A 23,102-nucleotide genomic window follows, 5' to 3' on the forward strand; every position below is an offset into this window, starting at 1 on the left:
ATTAGGATTTATGAAAATTAGTTCCGGTAGCGGGCGTGCTTAGCCCAAACTATATGAACCCATAAATGAGTACGGCGCCTCAGCGCCGTACTAAAAGCAAATTAAAAACACTCAATTAATTTTTCTTCTTAATGAAATGGGTGATTTCGCCAACAACGCCGCGACGAAATGCCAAGACACAAACTACGAAAATGAATCCCGTGGCAATGGTGCTCCAAGAGCCAATATTAGCCAAGTAGTTTTGTAAGCCAACCACGATTCCAGCGCCAACCACTGGGCCAAGGATGGTTCCCATGCCACCAAGCAAAGTCATTAAAACCACTTCGCCAGACATGTGCCAATGCACATCAGTCAATGTTGCCAACTGAAAGACTAAGGTTTTCAAAGATCCCGCTAGGCCAGCGAGCGCAGCTGAAATCACAAAGGAAATTAACTTAAAGCGATCAACGTCGTAACCCAAAGAAATTGCGCGCGGTTCATTTTCACGAATAGCTTTTAAAACTTGACCAAAGGGAGAGTAGACCGTGCGCAGAATCAACGCGAACCCAAATAAAAAAACTGCCAACACAAAGTAATACATACTGACATCATCTTTTAAATCAATGAGGCCAAACAACATTCCGCGCGGAACACCCTGAATGCCGTCCTCGCCACCAGTAAAAGGAAGTTGCACGGCTAGGAAGTAAACCATTTGGGATAGGGCCAACGTCACCATCGCAAAATAGATGCCTTGCCGACGAATTGCCAAGGAACCAATCAGAAAGCCCAGCACGGCAGAACCCAGCACCCCCAACAGAATTCCAAATTCAGGCGACAGTCCAGCCTCTTTACAAAAATAAGCGGTGATGTAAGCGGAACTTCCAAAGAATGCAGCGTGACCAAAAGAAAGGAGGCCGGTGAAACCCAGAAGCAAGTTGAAGGCGCAGGCAAAAAGCGCGAAGCAGAGCACCTTCATCGCAAACACCAAGTAGATAAAATCCTGAAATGGCAAAAGGAGGGCGATCAAGACCAGGGCACTGTAGAGTAGTTTTGTTTTTGAGTTCATGTTTATTTCTCTCGCCCAAAGAGTCCAGCTGGACGAACAAGCAACACGATTGCCATGATCACAAAGATAACCACCCCCGATGCCTCTGGATAAAAGACTTTGGTTAAACCTTCAATCAAACCCAAAGCAAGGCCGGTCAAAATGGAACCCATAATGGAGCCCATTCCACCAATTACCACCACCGCAAAAACCACAATAATTAAATTTGACCCCATCAATGGGTTAACTTGAAAAATAGGTGCGGCTAAAACGCCCGCAAAACCAGCCAGGCCCACACCATAGGCGTAGGCTAAAGAAATCATGAGAGGAACGTTAATACCAAAAGCCTGAAGAAGTTTTGGATTTTCTGTGCCAGCACGAAGATAGGCGCCCAACTTAGTTTTCTCAATCACGAACCAAGTAGAAAAGCACACTGTTAGAGAGGCCACCACAACCCACAAACGATATTTTGGCACGATGATGCCGATCGACTCCAGTGGAATGGCGCCTTGCAATAGCTCGGGGGCTGGATAACTCTCACCAGATATTCCAAACCAATGACGGAACATGCCCTCAATAATCAAAGCCAAACCGAAAGTCAGTAAAAGACCGTAAAGATGATCTAGGTGATAGAGGCGTCGGAGCATCGTTCGCTCCAAAAGCAAACCGAAGCCGGCCATAACCAAGGGCACCAGAATTAATGCAAACCAATAATTAATTGAGAATTCTGGAAAACCAAGCCATTGACCGACTTGAGTTAAGCCGATCCACGCAACAAAAGCACCCATGGTGTACTGGGCGCCGTGCGAAAAATTAATGATGTTGAGTAGGCCAAAAATAATGGCCAGACCCAAACTCAAAATGGCATAGAAAGAGCCATTAATTAACCCCACCAAGAGCTGAGCAACCAGCCCTTGTGGGGTAATACCAAGAAGTTCAAACATACTTAGTCAAAGATAAATTACTTGTTAGTAACCAATTTACATTTAGACAATGAAAGTGGTTGAGTTGCCTCGGCAGCAGGAATCACTGCGCGAACATTGTAATAATCCCAAGGACTGGTGGATTCAGAAGGCTTCTTCACTTCAAGCAAATACATGTCATGCTCGAATTTACCATCTGCGCGAATCTTGCCCTTAAAGAGACCATCATCAATGTTGGTTGACTTAAGAACTTTCATTACCGCTTGGGTATCGTCTGTGCCAGCCTTTTGAACAGCATTTAAATAGGCAAGTACTGATGAATAAACGCCCGCCTGAACCATCGTAGGCATGCGCTTGTGTTGCAAGATGAAGCGCTTAGAAAATGCGCGCGTCTTTTCATCTTTATCCCAGTAGAAGCCTTCTGTTAAATACATGCCTTGTGCAGAATTCAAGCCCAAAGAGTGAACATCTGAAATAAACATCAGCAATGGAACAACCGTTTGTTTTTTGTTAATGCCGAACTCCGAGGCCTGCTTAACCGAGTTGATGGTGTCTTGACCCGCATTAGCCAAAGCAACCACATCGGCGCCGCTTGCTTGTGCTTTCAAAAGGTAAGAAGAGAAGTCACTATTTGGGAAGGGGTGTTTGCTAGTGCCCAATACTTTGCCGCCGTTAGCCGTAACCACTGCGGTAGCATCTTTCTCTAATGCTGCACCGAAGGCATAGTCAGCAGTAATGAAATACCAATTCTTTTTTCCCTGTTTAACAACCGCCTTACCTGTGCCATTTGAAAGCGCGTAAGTGTCATAAGCCCAATGCACGTTATTTGGAGTGCATTTTTCATTTGTAATAGTTACTGAACCCGCACCAGAAACTAACGTAATTTTATTTTTTTGTTCTGCAACTTCCATCACAGCCAAAGCTACGTTGGTTGACACCAACTCAACAATGACATCCACACCATCTTTGTCATACCATTCTCGCGCTTTGTTTGCGGCGATATCAGCTTTGTTCTGATGGTCAGCACTAACTAGCTCGATCTTTTTGCCAATAACAGTGCCGTCTTTAGAGAAATCCGCAATCGCCATTTTTGCTGCAATCACGGCACCGGGGCCAGCCAAATCAGAATACGTTGAAGAAAGATCGGTTAAGACGCCAATCTTCACAACATCACCACTTACTTTTGATGCTTGCGCAAATACTGGGTTGGAACCAAACAGGGTTGCCGCCACCAGACATGCGGTAATTTGCTTTAACTTCATTTTTATCTCCTATAAATAACCACTAAACACCAAGATACTCGTTTAATAAACTTGCTTTCGCGGTAAGTTCGTTTTGATTTACAACCTCGACTACATTTCCATGCTCGACCACATAATGACGATCTGCCAAAGGCGCAGCAAAGCGAAAATTTTGCTCTACCAAGACAATTGTGAAGCCTTTGTTGCGCAAACTAGTAACCACTTCACCTAGTTTCTGAACAATTACTGGGGCCAAACCCTCCGTAATTTCATCTAACAATAGTAGTTTTGCGCCCGTTCTCAAAATGCGCGCCATCGCCAGCATTTGCTGCTCTCCTCCAGACAATCGACCGCCAGGACTATTGCGCCGCTCATACAGATTTGGAAACATTTCATAAATCTCGTTCAAATCCATGCCGCCAGGAGAAATTTCAGGCAACAACAAAAGGTTCTCTTCGGCACTCAAGCTCGCAAAAATCCCCCGCTCTTCTGGGCAATAACCAACCCCTAAGCGAGCAACCCTATAGGTTGGCATAGCAATAGTTTGCGCACCATAAATCTCTACCGAGCCGGTTCTTTTGCTTGTTAAACCCAAAATGGTTTTTAGGATGGTGCTGCGCCCAGCGCCATTCCGACCTAACAAGGTAACCACCTCTCCGTCTCGTACAGCAAAGTTCACGCCATGCAGAATGTGAGACTCCCCATACCAAGACTCTAGGTTTTTAACTTCTAATGCAATGGAGCTCATGCGGTGTCGCCTCCATGGCTACCCATATAAGCCTCAATCACCAACGAGTTATTTGAAACCTCACCATAAGAACCCTCTGCCAAAACAGAGCCCCGTTGCAAAACGGTAATCCGATCAGCAATAGAAGAGACCACCTTCATATTGTGCTCAACCATCAAAATGGTGCGGCCCTTAGCCACCCGATCTATCAACTCTGTTACGCGCTCCACATCCTCATGCCCCATCCCCTGAGTTGGCTCATCCAACAACATTAACTCCGGCTCCATTGCCATGGTGGTGGCGATTTCAAGGGCTCTTTTGCGGCCATAAGGTAGATTAAGCGTCTCTTCTTGGGCAAAGTCAGCCAAACCAACCTCACATAAAAGCTCTTCAGCGCGCTCATTAAGCACATTAAGAGAGTTTCCAGATCTCCAAAAGTGAAACTCTGTACCTAAGCCTTGCTGCAGCGCAACACGAACATTTTCTAAAACACTTAAGTGGGGGAAAACGGCAGAAATTTGAAATGAGCGAACAACACCACGTCGAGCAATTTGAGCTGGCCTCTCTCTGGTGATATCAAGACCATTAAAAAAGATTTGGCCACTAGAAGGCTCTAAAAATTTGGTTAGGAGATTAAAGCAGGTTGTTTTGCCAGCCCCATTAGGACCAATCAAGGCATGAATAGTTCCGCGAGTGACATTGAGGTTAACGTCACTCACGGCAGAAAAACCCTTGAAGGTTTTTCCGAGCCCAGTTGTTTTTAATATTGTGTCTTGCAAACTCAAGCTCTCGCCACCTTTCTTTGGTAAGGGTTTGAGAATACCCTAATCCGACAAGCGCCCATATAGCGATAACCCTAAAAATAAAGTGGGTGCAATTTAATTCTCTCGAGTAATTTTTAGGTAGCGCTCAATAGCAGATTTAGCATTTATATTTAAGACATCCATAGGCACCCGTTGAGATCCCTGAATAATCATGAGCGCATAGGGCTTGGCCAAAGCCGCGGCCTCTGGGCACAGCTGAAGCTCTTCACCCAAAGAGGGTGATTGGCTGCGCCAATAGTTAATAGCAGCCTCTAAGTCCTGAATGGTTACAAACAGCATGAGGACCGGCCGCTCACTTATTGTCGAGAGATAACATGGTGCCGCGGCATTTTTTAGCGCCACATCGACACTCGTAATCCTTTTTCATCTGCTTTGTAATGCGACCCTCAACCCCGAGAGAGTAGTCGTAAAAAAGCTCCTCATTGACCTTAAGATCTCTTTTGGCATAAATAAAAACACGCGGCTCTCCACCAAAACTGTTCTCGTGTGTTTCGCAACTTGGCTTACAGGAGTGGTTAATCCAGCGGGCAGCATTACCGCCATATTTAGCATCAATACAGCGTCCGTCTTCTAGCGAAAAATAAAAGGTGTGGTTAGGGTCTTTTGGGTCGTGGGGATGGCGCTTCTCTGCCAACTTCCAACTAATGCGCTCGCCCTTGTACTCAATAATCGCCTCACCTTTTTTAATTGGTTTTACGACGAAGACGCCCTTGCCGTGAATGGGCGAAGACCTCACAACAATGCGGGATCGATCAATTTTTGGAGCGGTTAATTTCTTTTTACCCATAAACAATTAGACGTCGAGGTTGCGAGCAATAAGCGCATTCTTCTCAATGAAGGCGCGGCGCGGCTCAACCTCATCACCCATCAGAGTGGTGAAAACCTGATCTGCCGTAATTGCATCTTCAATTTTTACTTGAAGCAAAGTTCGTGAGTTGGCGTCCATGGTTGTTTCCCATAGCTGCGAAGGGTTCATTTCACCCAACCCCTTATATCGCTGACGACTGAGAACGCGTTCAGCCTCAGAAAGCAGCCAAGCAAATGCCGCCCTGAAGTTTTGAATACTTTGCTCTTTTTGGTTTTTATCTGGGTCTCCGCGACGCACTTTTGACCCCGGCAAAACCTTGCCAGAGAGAACCGCAGCGGCATTCGATAAGCTTTGGTAGTCGTCACCATGAACAAAGTCGGAGTTAATTGCAGATAACCTTAAGTTGCCATGAATGCGGCGAGATAACAATAACTTAAAGCGATCTGTGCGCTCTTCTTTTTGCACGACGATCTCTGGTGGTAGCGCCAGAGGGTTTAAAGAATCGGCGAGCGCAACGCGCAAACGCTTTGCGGATTCCTGAGCAGACGCCTCAGTGTCTAGGTTGAGTTGAGTGCCGGAAGCGATGGCGCGCAAAGCATCCTCATCAATGGTTCGAGAGAGGCGATCAACAATCGACTGGATTACTTGATAGTGTTTAGCCAGCTCACCCAGTTCGGCGCCTTCAATAATTTCTCCGGAGGGGGTTTGGAGTGATGCTGACTCTAAAGCAATTTTTAATAATAGCTGGTTCAGCTCAGCATCATCTTTAATATATTGTTCATTTTTACCAAACTTCACTTTATATAAAGGGGGTTGCGCAATGTAAATATGGCCTCGCTCAATTAACTCAGGCATCTGCCTATAAAAAAAGGTGAGCAAAAGAGTGCGGATGTGGCTACCGTCTACATCCGCATCGGTCATGATAATAATGCGATGATAACGGAGCTTGTCGGCCTTGTATTCCTCAATACCGATGCCGGTGCCAAGCACGGTGATTAAGGTAACCACCTCTTGGCTCGCTAGCATCTTATCGAAGCGAGCCTTCTCAACGTTTAAAATTTTCCCCTTAAGAGGGAGAATTGCCTGGAAGCGTCGATCGCGACCTTGTTTGGCCGAGCCCCCCGCGGAATCGCCCTCAACAATAAATAATTCGGATTTAGTCGGGTCCTTTTCTTGACAGTCGGCTAACTTACCAGGGAGGCCTAAACCATCCAACACCCCTTTTCGACGCGTCATATCGCGCGCCTTGCGCGCTGCTTCGCGAGCGCGTGCAGCGTCTACAATTTTTCCACACAGTATCTTGGCATCAGCTGGGCGTTCTTGTAAATAAGCGCTCAAAGCCTCTGCAACAATCTCCTCGATGGGTCCACGAACCTCGCTGGAAACCAGCTTATCTTTTGTTTGACTGGAGAATTTTGGCTCAGGAACCTTGACAGATAAAACGCAAGTGAGGCCTTCGCGCATATCATCGCCAGAAATTTCTACCTTTGCTTTTTTGGCTACCTCGTGCTCATCAATGTACTTATTGATCACGCGTGTCATAGCAGCGCGCAAACCAGTTAAGTGTGTGCCGCCATCTCGCTGAGGAATGTTGTTGGTGAAACAAAGAACTTGTTCGCTAAAGCTGTCGTTCCATTGCATCGACACTTCGGCGGTAATGTTGCCGCCCAAGTCTGATGGGCGAATCCCTTCCGCATAAAAAATATTAGGGTGTAAGACGTTTTTAGTTTGGTTGATGTACTGAACAAAGCCCTGAACCCCGCCCGAGAAGGCAAAATCTTCTTCTTGGCCGGTGCGCTGATCAATTAATTTAATATACACACCGTTATTTAAGAACGATAGTTCGCGAATACGTTTTACCAAGATCTCGTAATGAAACTCGACGTTTCCGAAAATCGTTTCATCTGCTAAGAAGTGAACCTCAGTACCGGATAGCGTTGTATCGCCAGTAATAGTGATCGGCGAGATGGCAACGCCATTTTCTTCTTGAATATTGCGATTCTGGATCGCTCCACGCGCAAACTCCATGTAATGCGCCTTGCCATCACGGCGAATGGTTAGCTTTAGCCATTTAGAAAGTGCGTTTACACAACTAACACCAACACCATGTAAGCCACCAGAAACCTTATAACTATTTTGATCAAATTTGCCGCCAGCGTGAAGCTCGGTCATCACAATCTCAGCGGCACTTCTTTTTGGTTCGTGCTTGTCGTCGTACTTAATACCTGTTGGGACGCCGCGTCCATTATCAACAATAGAAATAGAGTTATCAGTCTGGATGACAACGGTAATTTCTGAACAGTAGCCTGCTAAAGCTTCATCAATAGAGTTATCTAAAACCTCAAAAACAAGGTGGTGTAGGCCGGTTCCGTCGGAGGTATCTCCGATATACATACCGGGGCGTTTACGAACCGCCTCAAGGCCTTCTAAGATTTGAATTGATGATGCACCGTACTGCTCAACTACTTTTTTTTCTTCAGTCATTTTTTTCTAAATTAAATACGCATTGGCATCACAACATACTTGAAGTCTTCAGAGCCTGGAAGGGTTACCACGGCGCTACTGTTAGCATCACCTAAACTAATTTGAATTTTGTCATTCTTCAGGTTTGATAGAACATCCAATAAATAACTTACATTAAAACCAATTTCAACAGCATCGCCACCATATTCAGTTTCAATCTCTTCCTGAGCCTCTTCTTGTTCCGCATTGGTTGACTGAACGGTAATACGATCTGGGGATAAAGAAAAGCGCACCCCTTTAAATTTATCTGTGGTCAAAATTGCTGCTCGTTGGAGTGCAGACTGCAAAACATCACGCCCAACAACTAAAGAGTTTTTATGCCCCTTAGGTATCACCCTTTGAAAGTCAGGAAACTTACCTTCAACTAATTTTGAAATCAACTCAATATCTCCAAAAGCAAACTTCACCTGGTTTGATGTGAGACTCATCTCAAGCGGCTCATTAGAGTCTTCGAGCAAATGCTGACACTCTAGAATTGTTTTGCGAGGAATAATGATTTCCTGTCTCTCACCAGAGCCTGCTGGGGCCTCTGCCAACTCAACCTGAGAGTAAGCCAAACGATGGCCGTCTGTAGCTACGGCAATCACCTGTTTTCCCTCGATAACCAACAACATTCCATTAAGGTAATAGCGAATATCTTGCTGAGCCATCGCAAAGTGAACTTGACTAATGAGTTGACGAAAACTCTTCTGACTCATCTTCCAACTGGCCGTAACCTCACCAACACTTTGCATGACAGGGAACTCTACCGCGGACAGTGTCTGTAGTGAGAAGCGGCTTTTCCCGCTTTGGACAACCATCTTGTTGTCTTTAAGATTTAGGGTAACGGGCCCTTCGGGTAGCGCCCGCAAGATATCGAGCAACTTTCTTGCTGCCACGGTGGTAGTTACATCTTCAGCACCAACGCCAAAATTAGCGTTAGTTGTAATTTGAATTTCAATATCTGTAGAAACGAACGACACCTTGTCGCCCTGCTTTTTAAATAACAGATTTGCCAAGATGGGTAAGGTGTGCCGACGTTCGACAATACCGCTAACAACTTGAAGTGGTTTTAATAAACTGTCGCGCGAAGTATTTACGAGTTGCATTGCTTTTAAATCCTTGTATATATCTTATTAGTAGTAGTAATAAGGCCCGTTATTTCTGTGGATAAGTCAAAAAACCTATGTAAAACAAATCATTAAAACCAAAAAAACCTGTGGAAAACTTTTGTATAAGCGCTGAATAAATATTGGATAACTTTTAATCAACACCCTATTTTTGCACGAAGCGTCTGTTTTCCACAATTTATCCACACGCTATCCCCAAAGTTATCCAATAGACTATCCACAGCCTTATCCACAGGCAAAACTAAGACTTCAGCGTTTGCTCAATGACGTGGATTTCATGGTTTAGTTGCCCATCATGCGAGCGTTCCTCACCAATCTTCCGGACAGCGTGTAAAACGGTGGTGTGGTCACGCCCACCAAATAACTCACCGATCTCCGGGAGGCTTTTTTGGGTCAGCTCTTTGGCCATAAACATCGCAATTTGCCGGGGGCGGGCAATGTTTGCCGGACGTTTTTTGGAGTACATGTCAGCCACCTTAATGCTGTAAAAGTCAGCCACCGCTTTCTGGATGTTTTCAACAGAAATTTGACGATTCTGTATAGAAAGCAGGTCCTTTAGGGCTACGCGAGCCACATCAATAGTGACCTCTTTACCGTGAAAGCGTACAAAAGCCAAAATCTTCCTCAGCGCTCCCTCTAACTCTCGCACGTTTGATCTGAGGTGTTTGGCCACAAAAAAAGCAACATCCTCACTTATCGGAATGCCCTCGCTCAAGGCCTTTTTCATCAGAATAGCAACCCGCATCTCCAGCTCTGGGGGTTCAATGGCAACCGTCAACCCAGAATCAAACCGGGAGATTAGTCGATCATCAATTCCCGCCATCTCCTTGGGATAAGTGTCGCTAGTAATAATGACCTGGGCCTTGTTACTTAAAAGCGCCTCAAAGGCATAAAAGAATTCCTCTTGAGTTCTAGATTTCCCGCTAAAAAACTGAATATCGTCTATCAAAAGAAGGTCTAATGAGTGGTAGTAGCGCTTAAAGCGGTCAAAAGCCTTTTGTTGGTAAGCCCTAACCACATCAGACACATATTGCTCGGCATGGATATACCGAATTCGAGCATTCGGCTTTTCTTTTAAAAGGTGATTACCAATCGCATGAATTAAATGGGTCTTACCAAGCCCTACACCACCATACAAAAACATGGGGTTATACGAGGCTCCGGGGTTATGCGCAACCTGAATGGACGCGGCCCGGGCAAGCTGGTTGGCTTTCCCGGTTACAAAGGTTTCAAAAGTAAGGTTTGGATTGAGTTTAGAGTGGTCCTCAATCTCAAACGCCTGCTCCTCTGTAGAGGTGGTGTCTGGAGTCCCAAGCACCTCGTGAGGCTCAATCACATCTGAAAGCGCGGTCGCACCCTGGGTTTGGGGGCTCACACCATCCACATTGAGAACAAAATTGAGGGTGATTGGGTGGCCAAAATACTGGTTCGCCATCTCTTGAAAGCGGTCAGAGAAAGTTTTTTTAGTCCAGTCTAGTTTAAACCTGTTTGGGGCCCCCAACACAAGTGATTGCTCACCTTCGTCGTAAGAAACCAAGCTTAAGGGCTGTATCCAGGTTTTGAATTGTTGGGGAGATAGCTCACGGGCTAATGTCCCCAGCGCGGCATCCCAAAAGCTCAGCGGGTTAAGTTCGTTTAAGGCGGCGGGAATTTGTAAGTTACTCATATTTTTAGAGGATCCATTGTAGCGATCTCACAAAGTTATCCACAAGCCAGAAATTCGTGGAAAACCTGTGGATAACTTGTGAATAAAACTAAAAAAACATTAAAAATCATAGGTCTACAAGAAATAGACCTAAAAAATAGCGAAAAATACCTATATATTCTTCTTCTGAGGTTGACCTTTTGCCGTGCAACAAGGAAAATACGGGGTTTTGCAGGATGAATCATGAAAAGAACGTACCAACCCTCAGTAACACGTCGTAAACGCACTCACGGATTCCGCATTCGTATGAAAACAAAGAGTGGGCGTGCAGTATTAAACGCTCGCCGCGCTAAGGGTCGCAAGCGTTTAGCCGTCTAATTTAGCCGTTGAATAGCGCCAGGATTTCTGAGTTACTAAAAACACGCCCCAAAACAAGTTTGTATTGGGGTTTGTATTTGGCATCTTCAGACCAGCGCACGACCCCCGATTTGGGCATCGCAGTAGCTAAAAAACTAGCTAAGCGTGCGGTAGATCGCAATCGATTAAAGCGCATGATCCGTGAAATAGTTCGTAGCGCGCAGGCCACAAGTCTGAACAGCGATGTTGTGGTGAAGTTAAAAAAGCCAATTGGTCGCGAAACCCGCGGCAGGCTCAGAAAAAAAGAAAAACAAATTCTGCGAACCCAAATTGTAGGATTGATCTAGTATGCGACTATTCAACAAGAGCGCTATTAGGCTTTTGAGGCTCTATCAAGTCACATTAAGCCCTTTTGTCGGCATGCACTGTAAGTTTGAGCCCTCCTGTTCCCAATACGCATGCGACTGCTTTACCAGTTACGGATTTTTTAAAAGCTTTAGATTGATGGTGTGGCGCATTTTGCGCTGTAATCCATGGTCACAAGGTGGTCATGACCCTGCTGTAAAACCAAGAACTCATCATTATTAAGTGAATGCAAATGGACTTTAAAAAAACAATTCTGTGGATGGTCTTCTCCATGTCCGGCCTCATGTTGTACAACAACTGGCAGGTTCACGAAGGCAAGCCATCCATGTTTGGCGGGAGCCCTACAGGCGGGGTTGTCGCAGCCGATAAAGTAGCCAGTAACAAGGTTGACATTCCATCCCCCGTTCAAAACCCCAGCATTCCAGCACCAAACCAGGCGCCCTTAACGAACTCTGGAGCAATAGAGACATCAGAAAAGTTTGTACTCAAGAGTGATGTGTTGGTTTTGGAAATTAGTGCCAATGGTGCGAATGTCATTGATGCGAAATTACTGAAAGAGCTCACTGCGGAAAAAGCCCCGGTAGAGCTTTTTCAATACTCACCAACCCACAAATATTTTGCACGCTCCGGCTTAATTGCTTTGGGTAATGCAGATTTACCAAACCATACCAGCACCTTTAAATTGGTTGAATCTGGAAAGGACGCAACGGGCAAGCCATTCATGGTTTTGGCTAGCGAGCGAAATGGGGTAAGGCTTGAAAAAACTTTTATCTTGACTCCTGGCAGCTACGTTGTCGATGTTGGTCATCGCGTTACACAAACCACTGCCAACGCAACACCACTGGTTTTATACACAGAGCTGGTTCGCGACGCCTCTCAGGAAGCAAAAATTGGGCCCTTTGACGGCGCATTCTCTGCAAGCACCTTTACTGGGCCGGCAGCTTATACCGAAAAAGAAAAATTCAATAAGCTTGAATTCGCGGAGATGGATAAAAACAAAATTACCATTCCCGCTCAGGTGGCGGCTGGCGACCCAGCATGGGTTGCCATGGTGCAACACTACTTTGCTAGTGCTTGGATTCCGAGCGACAAAACTGCTCGCGATATCTATGCTGGAAAAATTGACAGCAATCTCTATCGCATTGGTATGCAAATCCCCTTGGGCATAATTGCACCGGGAACAACCGTTGTTGAAAAAGCACGATTATTTGTTGGCCCCCAAGAAGAAAGTGTTTTAGAAACCATAGCCCCAGGATTTGCTTTGTTGAAAGACTATGGCTACCTCACTATTCTTGCTAAACCTATTTTCTGGCTGTTAGAAAACATCCATGTCTATGTTGGTAACTGGGGGTGGTCAATCATCCTCCTGACAATTTTGATTAAGTTGGTATTTTTCCCGCTTTCTGCTGCAAGTTACAAATCAATGGCGCGCATGAAGGAGGTGCAACCTCGATTACTCGCAATGAAAGAGCAATACAAGGGTGAACCACAAAAATTAAATCAAGCGATGATGGAGATGTATCGCAAGGAAAAAATTAATCCCCTGGGCGGATGTTTGCCTGTGGTGATTCAGATCCCTGTATTCATTTCCCTTTACTGGGTATTACTCTCTTCCGTAGAGATGCGTAATGCACCTTGGATTGGTTGGATTCATGACCTTTCAGTACCGGATCCATTCTACATTTTGCCAATCGTGATGGCAGCGTCGATGTTTGTGCAAACCAAGCTCAACCCAACGCCACCGGACCCAATTCAGGCAAAGGTGATGATGTACATGCCACTCGTATTCTCGGTGATGTTCTTCTTCTTCCCCGCGGGTTTGGTTTTGTATTGGGTAGTGAATAACTTACTATCCATTGCTCAACAATGGCAAATCAATCAAATGTTTGGAAAAAAGCTGGCTAAATAAAGCTTTGCTGTTTAGAAATGCATAAGGGCTGCCCGCAATGATGACTAGAAAGCTGCCCATCATTGCGGTGGCTACTGCACCAGGTAAAGCAGGTGTTGGCGTGATTCGGATTAGCGGACCCCAACTCCATCCTATTACAGAGGCTTTGTTTCATAAAGCACTAAAACCGCGTCAGACGAACTTGCTCACGCTTCGTGATGGGCAGGGCGAGGTTATTGACCAACTCATTGCAATTTATTTTGCTGCCCCCGCCTCTTTTACTGGCGAGGATGTATTGGAGCTGCAATGCCATGGCGGACCACAACTTCTTGAGCTAGTAATGAAGCGATGCCTAGAGTTGGGCAAAGATTATGGCTTGGTAATTGCGGAGCCGGGCGAGTTTTCCTTGCGCGCATACCTCAATAACAAAATTGACTTAGCCCAAGCAGAGGCGATCGCCGACTTAATAGGCGCGCAAAGTGATGCTGCAGTCCGCGGCGCGGCGCGCTCACTGCAAGGCGCCTTTTCAAAAGACATTAACAACTTAATTGAAGAAATCACACAACTGCGAATTTTGGTGGAATCTACACTTGACTTTCCAGAAGAGGAAATTGAATTCCTAGAGAATGCCCATGCCCGCGAGCGCTTAACAACCGTCATGAGTAAGTTGCATGCACTCAGGGAGAGTGCAAAACAGGGAAGGATCTTGCGAGACGGTATTCAGCTAGTTTTGGCTGGGCCTCCTAATGTGGGCAAAAGCTCTTTACTAAATCGCCTTGCGGGCGAAGAGGTAGCCATCGTGACCCCCATTGCGGGAACTACACGCGATCGAGTGAGAGAGAGCATCACGATTAATGGTGTCCCCATGCATATTATTGATACCGCCGGATTGCGCGACACCAGTGATCTGGTGGAGGCAAAGGGGATTGAAAGATCTTGGGAGGCAATTCGTATGGCTGACCTAGTTATCTTTCTACAAGACTCCGGATCATTGAGTGGACCAGAAAGCGGTAATGGCCTAGATCTGAGAGCCCAAATATTAAAAGCCCTGCCTCTCAACTGCCCCATTTTAGAGGTTGGTAATAAATCTGATTTGTTAGGCAACTCAAACCCCATTAAGGGCGTTACACAGACCTTGCTCATTTCAGCCAAAACAGGCGATGGGATTGAGGCCTTGAAGCAGGAAATCCTAAAGTCAGTAGGTTGGGGCGGCTCTCAGGAAGGAACAATAGTCGCACGACGACGACATATAGATTGTCTTGATAGGGCCTCAAGCCATCTAGAGAAATCCCAACACTTCGCAGCAGATGGAAATATATCGTTGGAGTTATTTGCCGAAGAGTTACGCTTAGCCCAAGACCAGCTAGGTCAAATTACCGGCAAGCTACTTCCTGATGATCTTTTGGGCAAGATATTTAGCCAGTTTTGTATCGGTAAATAAATTATCGGTTTAGTTGGTGGGGCGCTAAAAAATAGACTCAAAATGCTAAAATCATTTGCTCGAATATATTATTTACTCTAGGAATCTCATGACCACCAGTATCAATGCGCAAATGAATGTCATTGGGCCAGATTATGTAAAAAATCAACAATTGATTCAGTGGGTCGCTGAAGTAGCGACCTTAACTAAGCCAGACAAGATCCACTGGTGTGACGGGTCTCAATCTGAATACGATCAATTGTGTGAGCTTCTAGTTAGTAAAGGTGTTTTTAAGCGCCTCAATCCAGCTAAACGTAAAAATGCTTTCTTGGCGCTATCTGATCCGGATGATGTCGCGCGCGTTGAGGATCGCACTTTTATTTGCTCCACAAAAAAAGAAGATGCTGGCCCCACCAATAATTGGGTTGAGCCAAACGAAATGCGTGCCACCCTAAATCCTTTGTTTGACGGATCTATGCGCGGCCGAACAATGTATGTTGTGCCTTTCTCCATGGGCCCCATTGGCTCACCAATCGCCCACATTGGAGTGGAGTTGTCCGATAGTCCTTATGTTGCCATCAATATGCGTTTGATGACTCGCATGGGGAAGGCAGTGATTGATCAGCTAGGCGCCACTGGCAAATTTGTCCCTTGCATCCACAGTGTTGGCAAGCCTTTGACGGTTGGCGAAAAAGATATGCTTTGGCCCAACAACAAAACAAAATACATTGTTCACTATCCAGAAACCCGTGAGATTTGGTCTTTTGGATCCGGCTACGGAGGCAATGCTTTGCTGGGCAAAAAATGCTTTGCTTTGCGCATTGCATCGAACATGGGTCGTGACCAAGGTTGGTTAGCAGAGCATATGTTGATCTTGGGAGTCACGTCGCCAGAAGGCAAGAAATACCATATCGCAGCCGCATTCCCATCGGCCTGCGGTAAAACCAACTTCTCTATGATGATTCCCCCAAAAGGATTTGAGGGTTGGAAGGTCACCACGGTGGGTGATGACATTGCCTGGATCAAGCCACGTAAAGACGCCGTTACTGGCAAGACACGCTTGTTTGCGATTAATCCAGAGTCAGGCTACTTTGGTGTTGCTCCTGGCACCAATCGTCAAACGAATCCTAATTGCCTGGACTCCTTGAACCAAGACGTGATTTTTACTAATGTTGGTTTAACGGATGATGGCGATGTTTGGTGGGAAGGATTGACTGATACTCCACCAGCGCACTTAATTGATTGGCAAGGCAAGGATTGGACGCCTGCTGATGGTGCTGCTGGACGCAAGGCCGCACATCCGAATTCACGCTTTACTGTAGCTGCGACAAACAACCCTGCGGTTGATTCTCATTGGGATGATCCAGAGGGTGTAGCGATCGACGCATTCTTGTTCGGTGGTCGTCGCTCAAACACAGTGCCTTTGGTAAGCGAAGCGCGAGATTGGGTAGAGGGTGTTTACATGGCAGCAACGATGGGCTCTGAAACTACTGCCGCTATTACTGGTCAGGTTGGTGTGGTTCGTCGTGATCCATTCGCAATGATTGCATTTGCTGGTTACAACATGAGTGATTACTTCCGGCACTGGCTCAACATTGGGAATAAGCTTGCAGCTGAGGGCGCGGTATTGCCTAAAATCTATTGCGTGAACTGGTTCCGCAAGGATGAAAGTGGGAAATTTATGTGGCCTGGCTTTGGTGAAAATATGCGCGTCCTGTCTTGGGTTTTGGACCGCGTTGAAGGCAAAGCTAAAGGTGTAGAAACGGCGTTTGGTATTTGCCCTGAATACGCTGATATGCAATGGGATGGTCTTGACTACTCAGCAGAAAAATTTGAGAAAGCGATTTCCGTGTCTATTGGTGACTGGAAGAATGAGCTCAAACTGCATACTGAGTTATTTGAGCATTTGGGTGAGCGCTTACCTAAAGAGTTGATTGAAGCCCGTAGCAAAATCGAGAAGCGCTTAAACGCCTAGGCACTTCCTAGAGGTTGAAGAAGCTTTTTTAAGGCCCCGATTATTTAATGACTTCACCCCAACACCATGACCTCGTGGTGATTGGGGCGGGCATTGCTGGTGCAACTATCACCAATGAGTTGTTAGCACGCGGTCAGGCTGTTTGTATTGTCGACTCTGCCCCCTTTCCTGCTAGTGCATGTTCTAGTCATGCACATGCTATTGCTCACCCACATATTGGTCGAGGTGCTCCCCGGTTATTGCGCCTAACTCGTATTGCCTTTTTGATGGCAGAAGCGCGCTGGGGGTCGATCTGGAATCAGCACGGCATATTTCAGCCAGCAAAAAAAGATCGCCATTTTATTCGTGATGAAGTCAATGCCCATTTACGAACCCTTGAATTAGATGAAGCAATGGCTCAAGCACTATTTGCGCAAGAGGCAAAAGAGATTTGTGGAGTTGCTCAGGATGGAGTTTGGCTTCCACGGGGTGCATCATTGAACTTATCAGAAGCAACCAACAATGCATTAAAGCCCCATCCACATTTGACCTGTTGCTGGAATACTTCTATAGCCCGATTAGAAAAGAAGGGCGCAGCCTGGCAATTATTGAATCATCAAAACGAGATCAGCATGACTGCCGGCAAAGTCATTATTGCTGCAGCGCTGGAAACCAAAACATTGGCTGCGAGTATGGATGTCAAGCTTCCATTAAGGCCTGTGCGCGGGCAATTGAGTATTTTTTCCATTGGCGAAAATGATGCCTGGGCATCTCAACTCCCAAGAACAGCGATTTCAGGCGATGGCTATTGCTTGCCAGCAAAGAGGTTGCCAGAAGGTGGTTATGAATGGATCGTCGGCTCCAGTTTTGATGAGGGTGAAACCGACCCCCACGATTGGGCTTCGAGCGATGACCTTAACCGTGAGCAAGCAAAGGGTTTGTTGAATTATGTGCAGGGTGACATAAGTCAACTTCACGGGGCCGGAAGCTTTGTAGGTGTGCGCTGTGTGGCAGGGGATCGCTTGCCCATCGTCGGGGCACTGACACAGCGCCCCGGAATTTATTTGGCTACAGCCCTAGGATCAAGAGGGGCGCTTTGGTCGGCTCTAGCAGCCAAGTTGATTACAGCTCAAGTGCTAGAGGACGATTTTGCTTTACTAGCACGCTTCGGTTTTGCGGCAGACTTGGTCGCTGCACTTGCTCCTGCGCGTTTCTTTGCTGGTACCTTGGCAGCAGCTCCGGCCTTAGGCGCCTTAGCTTCAAATTCAAAACCAATCTTGCCCTCAGCGCCCAATGCTAAGTAAGCCTTAAATCCACGGCCAGTCCGATTGGACTTAAAGTTTGTTAACAAATCAGTCTTACCTTCCGTAAGAAGTTTTTGTACTTGTTCCACTGAAATTTCTTGCTGTAAAACCACTTTACCTGTTTTGAAATCACAGGATTTATTTGGCCCGGTATTGTTCTCGCACAAGTAGCGCATGCCATCCTCATACACGGCACCCGAGCACTTTGGACAAGCACCTAAAGCTTGGCGACCAGTAAAGTCGATGGCCTCTGACTCATCTTCTTGAGAGTTGCCAAAATCAAACTCTAATTTGAATCCTGCGTTTGGATAATCGGCATCATCTTCAGGAATCTCGCTCAACTTAATAATCGCTGCAAACGGCCTACCTATTTTGCTGCGGAATCCCTGCAATGGCCCAATCGTTTTTTCACGCAGCAGCTCTTCAACCTCTGGATATTCAAATGCGCGTCCACCCGGAGTTTTGCTAATCGTAAAGCCGCACTTCTCACAAGCAAAGCGACGGTAGTTCTCTTTAACAGAACCCTTACAATGTGGACATGGTGTAGACATGATGGCATAGTCACCTGGAATGGTATCGCTGTCATATTCTTTGGCGCGCTTCACAATCCGCTGAGTCATCTGTGCAATTTCTTGCATGAAGGTGTCGCGGTTCATCTCGCCACGCTCAATCAGCGAGAGTTTATTTTCCCAGTTGCCCGTGAGATCGGGTCTGGTGAGTTCTTCAACATCGAGCCCGCGCAAGAGTGTCATGAGTTGGAATGCTTTAGCCGTTGGAATAAGCTCTCGTGCTTCGCGAACCATATAGCGCTCTGCTAACAATCCTTCAATAATCGCGGCACGAGTTGCTGGCGTTCCCAGGCCCTTCTCCGCCATGGCTTCACGCATGTCATCATCATCAACCCATTTGCCTGCGCTCTCCATTGCAGACAATAATGTGGCCTCGGTGTAGCGAGCCGGCGGCTTAGTTTTTAATGGGACGGAAGTGATGGTTTCATTTTGGACGATTTCACCTTCTTGCACAGCCACCAATTCATCGTCTGCCTGATTCGATCTGCCATATACCGTTAGCCAGCCTGGAGTAACCAGAACACGACCTTCAGTTTTGAAGTGATGCCCCGACGCTTCGGTTATGCGAGTAGTGACGCGGAACTCAGCGGCAGGATAAAACACTGCCAAGAAGCGACGCACGACTAAGTCATATAGTTTTTGCTCTGGCTCGCTCAGAGTCTTAGGCGACTCTAAGGTAGGAATGATTGCAAAGTGATCGGATATTTTTGAGTTATCAAAAATACGTTTGTTAGGCTTAATCCAACCATAGCCTGCTTTAGCCTTTGAATCTTTCGGGTCGCCCTGCAAAATTTGTTTCGCGAAAGGCCGATATTCTTGCGAGTGCTCCGCTAGATTTTCCATGGTCTGCTTAACGGTATCTAAATAATCTTCAGGCAAAGCCTTGGCATCAGTACGTGGATAGGTCAGCACCTTGTGTCGTTCGTAAAGCGCCTGGGCCAGGCCCAAAGTATTTTTAGCAGAGAAGCCAAAGCGGGCATTCGCCTCGCGCTGGAGGCTGGTTAAATCAAACAGCTGGGGCGCAAGTTGAGTGGCTGGTTTTGCCTCTTCTCTAACACTCGCTTTTTTGTCGCGGCAGGCAGCGACAATGCTTTGAGCCGCAGCCTCGCTCCAAAGGCGATTCTCGCGGGCATCGGGAGTGGCAGCATCTTTTTTAAACTTAGGATCAAACCAACGGCCCTCATAAACTCCGGCAGCAGCAATGAATTCCGCTTTCACTTCCCAGTAGTCTTTAGAAATAAATTTACGGATCAACTCTTCGCGTTCAACTACGATCGATAAAGTTGGTGTCTGTACTCGACCTACGGTCGTCAGAAAGAACCCCCCACTTTTACTATTGAATGCGGTCATGGCACGCGTGCCATTGATGCCAACGAGCCAATCTGCCTCAGAGCGGCAACGAGCAGCATCAGCTAGGGGCTGCATATCGCTATCGCTACGTAGCGAAGCAAAGCCATCACGAATCGCTGCAGGCGTCATCGACTGTAGCCAAAGGCGCTTAACAGCCTGTGGCGCTTTTGCATGCTGCGCAATCAAGCGGAAGATTAGCTCGCCTTCACGACCAGCATCACACGCATTAATAAGTTCGTTGACATCTTTGCGCTTAATGAGTTTTTGCAGCACCTTGAGCCGCGACTCCGTTTTAGCGATCGGGCGTAAATCAAAATAGGGGGGTACAACCGGTAGATTGGCAAAAGACCACTTGCCGCGTTTGACATCAAACTCTTCAGGGGCTGCAATTTCTAATAGGTGACCAACCGCTGAAGAGAGTACAAAGTCATCGCTTTCGAAATAGTCTTCATATTTAGTAAAACCACCCAGCGCTTTAGCAATGTCATTGGCAACGGAAGGTTTTTCCGCAATGATCAGTGTCTTGGGGTGATCCGCTGCCGAGGTCTTTGGACTGCTTTTTTTAGTAGATGCTTTAGTTGCCACGCGTTTTGCCTAAATTTGAACTTGAAATGATGTTTATAGAGGGAAAATGCAGGACTAATTTAAACCTAAACCCAGCCTAGTCCCTCTCACATCCCTTTTTTATTATTAACCGATAAATTGACAAAAGTCCAAAAACCCCATTTTGGGCGCCTCTTTCTGAGCTTATTAACCGACTTCGTTTTGCCAAAACAGCGCTTTAAAAGGCCTTAAAGTGGTTTTTTGGCCACTTTGGCAGTTCCTCAAGAATATCTTCCGGAGATTGGACAAGTTTGGCACCTTGCTGAAGTAGTTGATGGCAGCCTCTAGAAAGTGGGTTGTGGATTGACCCAGGAATGGCAAATACCTCGCGTCCAAGCTCACAACCTAGCCTTGCTGTGATGAGCGAGCCAGATCGCTCGGCCGCCTCAATCACCAGGATTCCCAGGGAAAGTGCAGCAATGATGCGATTTCGGCGTGGGAAATGATGGGCTTTCGGGCCGAGGCCTGGTGCTAGTTCTGAGATTAAGAGCCCCCGTCTCCCAATGGCGCAGGCTAGACCGAGGTGTTCACGCGGGTATACGATGTCAAGTCCAGTCCCGCAAACAGCCAGAGTTGGATGCTCCCGCTTTGATCCAAGCGCCCCCCAATGGGCCGCCCCGTCGATGCCTCGGGCCAACCCAGAAACTACTAAATATCCTGCCTTAGACAGCGCCCGTGCAAAAAAATAGGCATTTTTGATCCCCGCTGGGCTGGCCGCGCGCGATCCAACAATAGCGAGCATGGGTAAGCTAAGTAAATTAATATCCCCGTATATATAGAGGGAATTGGGCGGGTCACATAAATCCAGCAGGCGAGTTGGATAGTAGGGATTATTTCGCTGAATAAGGGCGATGTTTGTGCTTTTGGGAATTGGCATAAAGCAATTTTCAGCATAGGGCTGGCTATTACTATCGGGACAGCCTGATTACTCTGTTGGATAATTCCGATATGGCTTTATTAACCGTCCTTTGTTATCCAGATCCGCGCCTGCATAAGGTAGCTAAACCTGTAGCGCAGGTGGATGCGCGCATTAAAAAAATTGTGGCCGATATGGCTGAGACCATGTATGAGGCGCCGGGGGTTGGCCTTGCTGCCACTCAGGTTGATATCCATGAGCGGATAGTCGTGATTGACGTTTCAGAGAATCAGAATGCGCTACAGGTTTTTATCAATCCAGAGTTGGTTTGGGTAAGCCCAGAAAAAAAATCTTGGCGTGAAGGATGTCTCTCGGTGCCCGAGTATTACGATGAGGTTGATCGTCCCGCCGTTGTTCGAGTGAAGGCGCTCGATATCCATGGTAAAGAATTCGAAGTAGAGGCAGATGGACTGCTGTCGGTATGCTTGCAGCACGAGATGGATCACCTGCAAGGCAAGGTGTTTGTTGAATACCTCTCCATGCTGAAGCGCACCCGCATCTCTCTCAAAATGAAAAAGCGCGCTAAAGAATTAGTAGGACAGCGCTAAGCGCCCAATGAAAATTGTTTTTGCAGGCACTCCGGAGTTCGCCGCACAAGCAATGCGCGCAATAGATCAGGCTGGCCATCACATTGTTTTAGCGCTAACGCAACCAGATCGTCGTGCGGGTCGGGGGATGCATCTTCAAGCAAGTCCTGTAAAGCGATTTGCACAAGAAAAAAGTATTCCCGTACTACAGCCAGAGACCTTGAAGCAAGGGCATCATGATTTACAAAAAAGATCTGCTGCTCAAGCAGCGTATCAACATCTATCAAGTATTGATTTTGATGCAATGGTGGTAGTGGCCTACGGCTTAATTCTTCCGCAAGATATTCTAGACCTTGCATCTCAAAAAGGGCGACATGGCTGCTTCAATATTCATGCCTCCTTATTGCCTAGGTGGCGTGGGGCTGCGCCGATTCAACGCGCTATTGAGAGGGGTGATGATGTGACAGGCGTCAGCATCATGCAGATGGATGCCGGCCTAGATACTGGGGATATTGTTTTAGTAGGAGAACTCACGATTGCCCCGCAAGAGACCAGTGCATCACTGCATGATCGTTTGGCTACTTTAGGGGCGGAGTTGATGGTGAAGACCTTAAGTGAAATGGATCAAGGCGCTGGCGTTACCAGAACCTCACAGCCTGAAGAAGGCATTACGTATGCTGAAAAAATATTAAAGAATGAGGCGGAGATTGATTGGCAGTTAAGCGCGCCTGAAATCGATCGACGTATTCGTGCCTTCAATCCATTTCCTGGATCTACGAGCAGTCTCAATGGTGAACAGCTGAAGTTTTGGAACTCTTGTTTGCCAGGCAAGGAGTGGACAGATCAAGCCCTAAGCCCCGGACAAGTTTTGGGGCTTAGTGAAGATGGCGTCTATGTTCAGTGTGGTGATGGCGTCATCGAAATTCTAGAGATGCAAAAACCGGGCGGGAAAAAGACTAGTGCAAGCGCCTGCCTACAGACTCATCGTGCGGAAGAAAAAATCATGCAGTTTAAGAAAGCTTAA

General features: G+C 46.7%; 20 protein-coding genes and 1 pseudogene. 9 read left to right on the plus strand and 12 right to left on the minus strand.

All coding sequences use genetic code 11. The features are described 5' to 3' along the window. Nucleotides 1-115 precede the first annotated feature (115 nt). The 10 genes from ICN15_RS07345 to dnaA all read right to left on the minus strand — a co-directional run bounded on the left by ICN15_RS07345 (nt 116) and on the right by dnaA (nt 10,845). Nucleotides 116-1,045, minus strand: coding sequence for a branched-chain amino acid ABC transporter permease (locus tag ICN15_RS07345; protein WP_216202026.1), 930 nt, complete (start codon nt 1,043-1,045; stop codon nt 116-118). Nucleotides 1,046-1,047: 2 nt separating this feature from the next. Further along, on the minus strand, nt 1,048-1,968 hold the full coding sequence (locus tag ICN15_RS07350; RefSeq protein WP_216202027.1) for a branched-chain amino acid ABC transporter permease: 921 nt from the start codon (nt 1,966-1,968) through the stop codon (nt 1,048-1,050). A 17-nt stretch (nt 1,969-1,985) separates the two neighbouring features. Next, complete coding sequence (locus ICN15_RS07355) at nt 1,986-3,209, minus strand: ABC transporter substrate-binding protein (protein WP_216202028.1); 1,224 nt, start codon at nt 3,207-3,209, stop codon at nt 1,986-1,988. A 22-nt stretch (nt 3,210-3,231) separates the two neighbouring features. Beyond that, nucleotides 3,232-3,936, minus strand: a complete 705-nt coding sequence (locus ICN15_RS07360) for an ABC transporter ATP-binding protein (RefSeq protein ID WP_216202029.1) — start codon at nt 3,934-3,936, stop codon at nt 3,232-3,234. After that, the gene (locus ICN15_RS07365; RefSeq protein WP_216202030.1) at nt 3,933-4,700 is read right to left on the minus strand and encodes an ABC transporter ATP-binding protein; all 768 of its coding nucleotides are present in this window, start codon (nt 4,698-4,700) and stop codon (nt 3,933-3,935) included. The genes ICN15_RS07360 and ICN15_RS07365 overlap by 4 nt, the downstream gene beginning before the upstream one ends. Nucleotides 4,701-4,793: 93 nt before the next feature. Continuing rightward, nucleotides 4,794-5,018, minus strand: a complete 225-nt coding sequence (locus tag ICN15_RS07370; RefSeq protein WP_216202031.1) for a DUF3717 domain-containing protein — start codon at nt 5,016-5,018, stop codon at nt 4,794-4,796. A gap of 13 nt (nt 5,019-5,031) precedes the next feature. Then, the gene (locus ICN15_RS07375) at nt 5,032-5,526 is read right to left on the minus strand and encodes an SET domain-containing protein (protein ID WP_216202032.1); all 495 of its coding nucleotides are present in this window, start codon (nt 5,524-5,526) and stop codon (nt 5,032-5,034) included. 6 nt (nt 5,527-5,532) lie between these two features. Further along, nucleotides 5,533-8,031, minus strand: a complete 2,499-nt coding sequence (gyrB, locus tag ICN15_RS07380) for a DNA topoisomerase (ATP-hydrolyzing) subunit B (protein WP_216202033.1) — start codon at nt 8,029-8,031, stop codon at nt 5,533-5,535. Between the two features lie 11 nt (nt 8,032-8,042). Continuing rightward, nucleotides 8,043-9,158 carry a DNA polymerase III subunit beta gene (dnaN, locus tag ICN15_RS07385; protein WP_216202034.1) on the minus strand — a complete coding sequence of 372 codons (1,116 nt, stop codon included), beginning with the start codon at nt 9,156-9,158 and terminating at the stop codon, nt 8,043-8,045. A 262-nt stretch (nt 9,159-9,420) separates the two neighbouring features. Then, a complete protein-coding gene (gene dnaA, locus ICN15_RS07390; RefSeq protein ID WP_216202035.1) occupies nt 9,421-10,845 on the minus strand; it encodes a chromosomal replication initiator protein DnaA in 1,425 nt (474 codons plus the stop codon). Between the two features lie 222 nt (nt 10,846-11,067). On the opposite strand from dnaA, the gene rpmH reads away from it, so the two are divergent. From rpmH to mnmC, 7 genes and pseudogenes are all read left to right on the plus strand, one after another. Further along, nucleotides 11,068-11,202: a 50S ribosomal protein L34 gene (rpmH, locus tag ICN15_RS07395; RefSeq protein WP_011903922.1), complete on the plus strand. Its 135-nt coding sequence runs from the start codon at nt 11,068-11,070 to the stop codon at nt 11,200-11,202. An 8-nt stretch (nt 11,203-11,210) separates the two neighbouring features. Then, nucleotides 11,211-11,528, plus strand: coding sequence for a ribonuclease P protein component (rnpA, locus tag ICN15_RS07400; RefSeq protein ID WP_216202036.1), 318 nt, complete (start codon nt 11,211-11,213; stop codon nt 11,526-11,528). Nucleotide 11,529: 1 nt separating this feature from the next. Then, nucleotides 11,530-11,769 (plus strand): membrane protein insertion efficiency factor YidD, encoded by a 240-nt coding sequence (gene yidD, locus ICN15_RS07405; protein ID WP_216202037.1) that lies wholly within the window; start codon nt 11,530-11,532, stop codon nt 11,767-11,769. A gap of 10 nt (nt 11,770-11,779) precedes the next feature. Beyond that, nucleotides 11,780-13,456, plus strand: coding sequence for a membrane protein insertase YidC (gene yidC, locus ICN15_RS07410; RefSeq protein WP_216202038.1), 1,677 nt, complete (start codon nt 11,780-11,782; stop codon nt 13,454-13,456). Between the two features lie 40 nt (nt 13,457-13,496). Then, nucleotides 13,497-14,876 (plus strand): tRNA uridine-5-carboxymethylaminomethyl(34) synthesis GTPase MnmE, encoded by a 1,380-nt coding sequence (gene mnmE / locus ICN15_RS07415; protein ID WP_216202094.1) that lies wholly within the window; start codon nt 13,497-13,499, stop codon nt 14,874-14,876. 88 nt (nt 14,877-14,964) lie between these two features. Further along, entirely contained in the window at nt 14,965-16,830 is a 1,866-nt protein-coding gene (locus tag ICN15_RS07420; protein ID WP_216202039.1) for a phosphoenolpyruvate carboxykinase (GTP), read from the plus strand. 47 nt (nt 16,831-16,877) lie between these two features. After that, nucleotides 16,878-17,879: pseudogene (mnmC, locus tag ICN15_RS10910) on the plus strand (FAD-dependent 5-carboxymethylaminomethyl-2-thiouridine(34) oxidoreductase MnmC); the annotation flags it as partial. Between the two features lie 59 nt (nt 17,880-17,938). On the opposite strand, the gene ICN15_RS07425 reads toward mnmC, so the two are convergent. Beyond that, complete coding sequence (locus tag ICN15_RS07425) at nt 17,939-20,617, minus strand: DNA topoisomerase III (protein WP_370625426.1); 2,679 nt, start codon at nt 20,615-20,617, stop codon at nt 17,939-17,941. A gap of 196 nt (nt 20,618-20,813) precedes the next feature. Next, on the minus strand, nt 20,814-21,512 hold the full coding sequence (dprA, locus tag ICN15_RS07430) for a DNA-processing protein DprA (RefSeq protein WP_216202040.1): 699 nt from the start codon (nt 21,510-21,512) through the stop codon (nt 20,814-20,816). A gap of 71 nt (nt 21,513-21,583) precedes the next feature. On the opposite strand from dprA, the gene def reads away from it, so the two are divergent. Both def and fmt read left to right on the plus strand, forming a co-directional pair. Next, nucleotides 21,584-22,099: a peptide deformylase gene (def, locus tag ICN15_RS07435; RefSeq protein ID WP_216202041.1), complete on the plus strand. Its 516-nt coding sequence runs from the start codon at nt 21,584-21,586 to the stop codon at nt 22,097-22,099. 7 nt (nt 22,100-22,106) lie between these two features. Further along, a complete protein-coding gene (fmt, locus tag ICN15_RS07440) occupies nt 22,107-23,102 on the plus strand; it encodes a methionyl-tRNA formyltransferase (RefSeq protein WP_216202042.1) in 996 nt (331 codons plus the stop codon).

It is taken from the genome of Polynucleobacter sp. CS-Odin-A6 (assembly GCF_018882095.1).
In the GTDB taxonomy this organism is placed as follows: domain Bacteria; phylum Pseudomonadota; class Gammaproteobacteria; order Burkholderiales; family Burkholderiaceae; genus Polynucleobacter.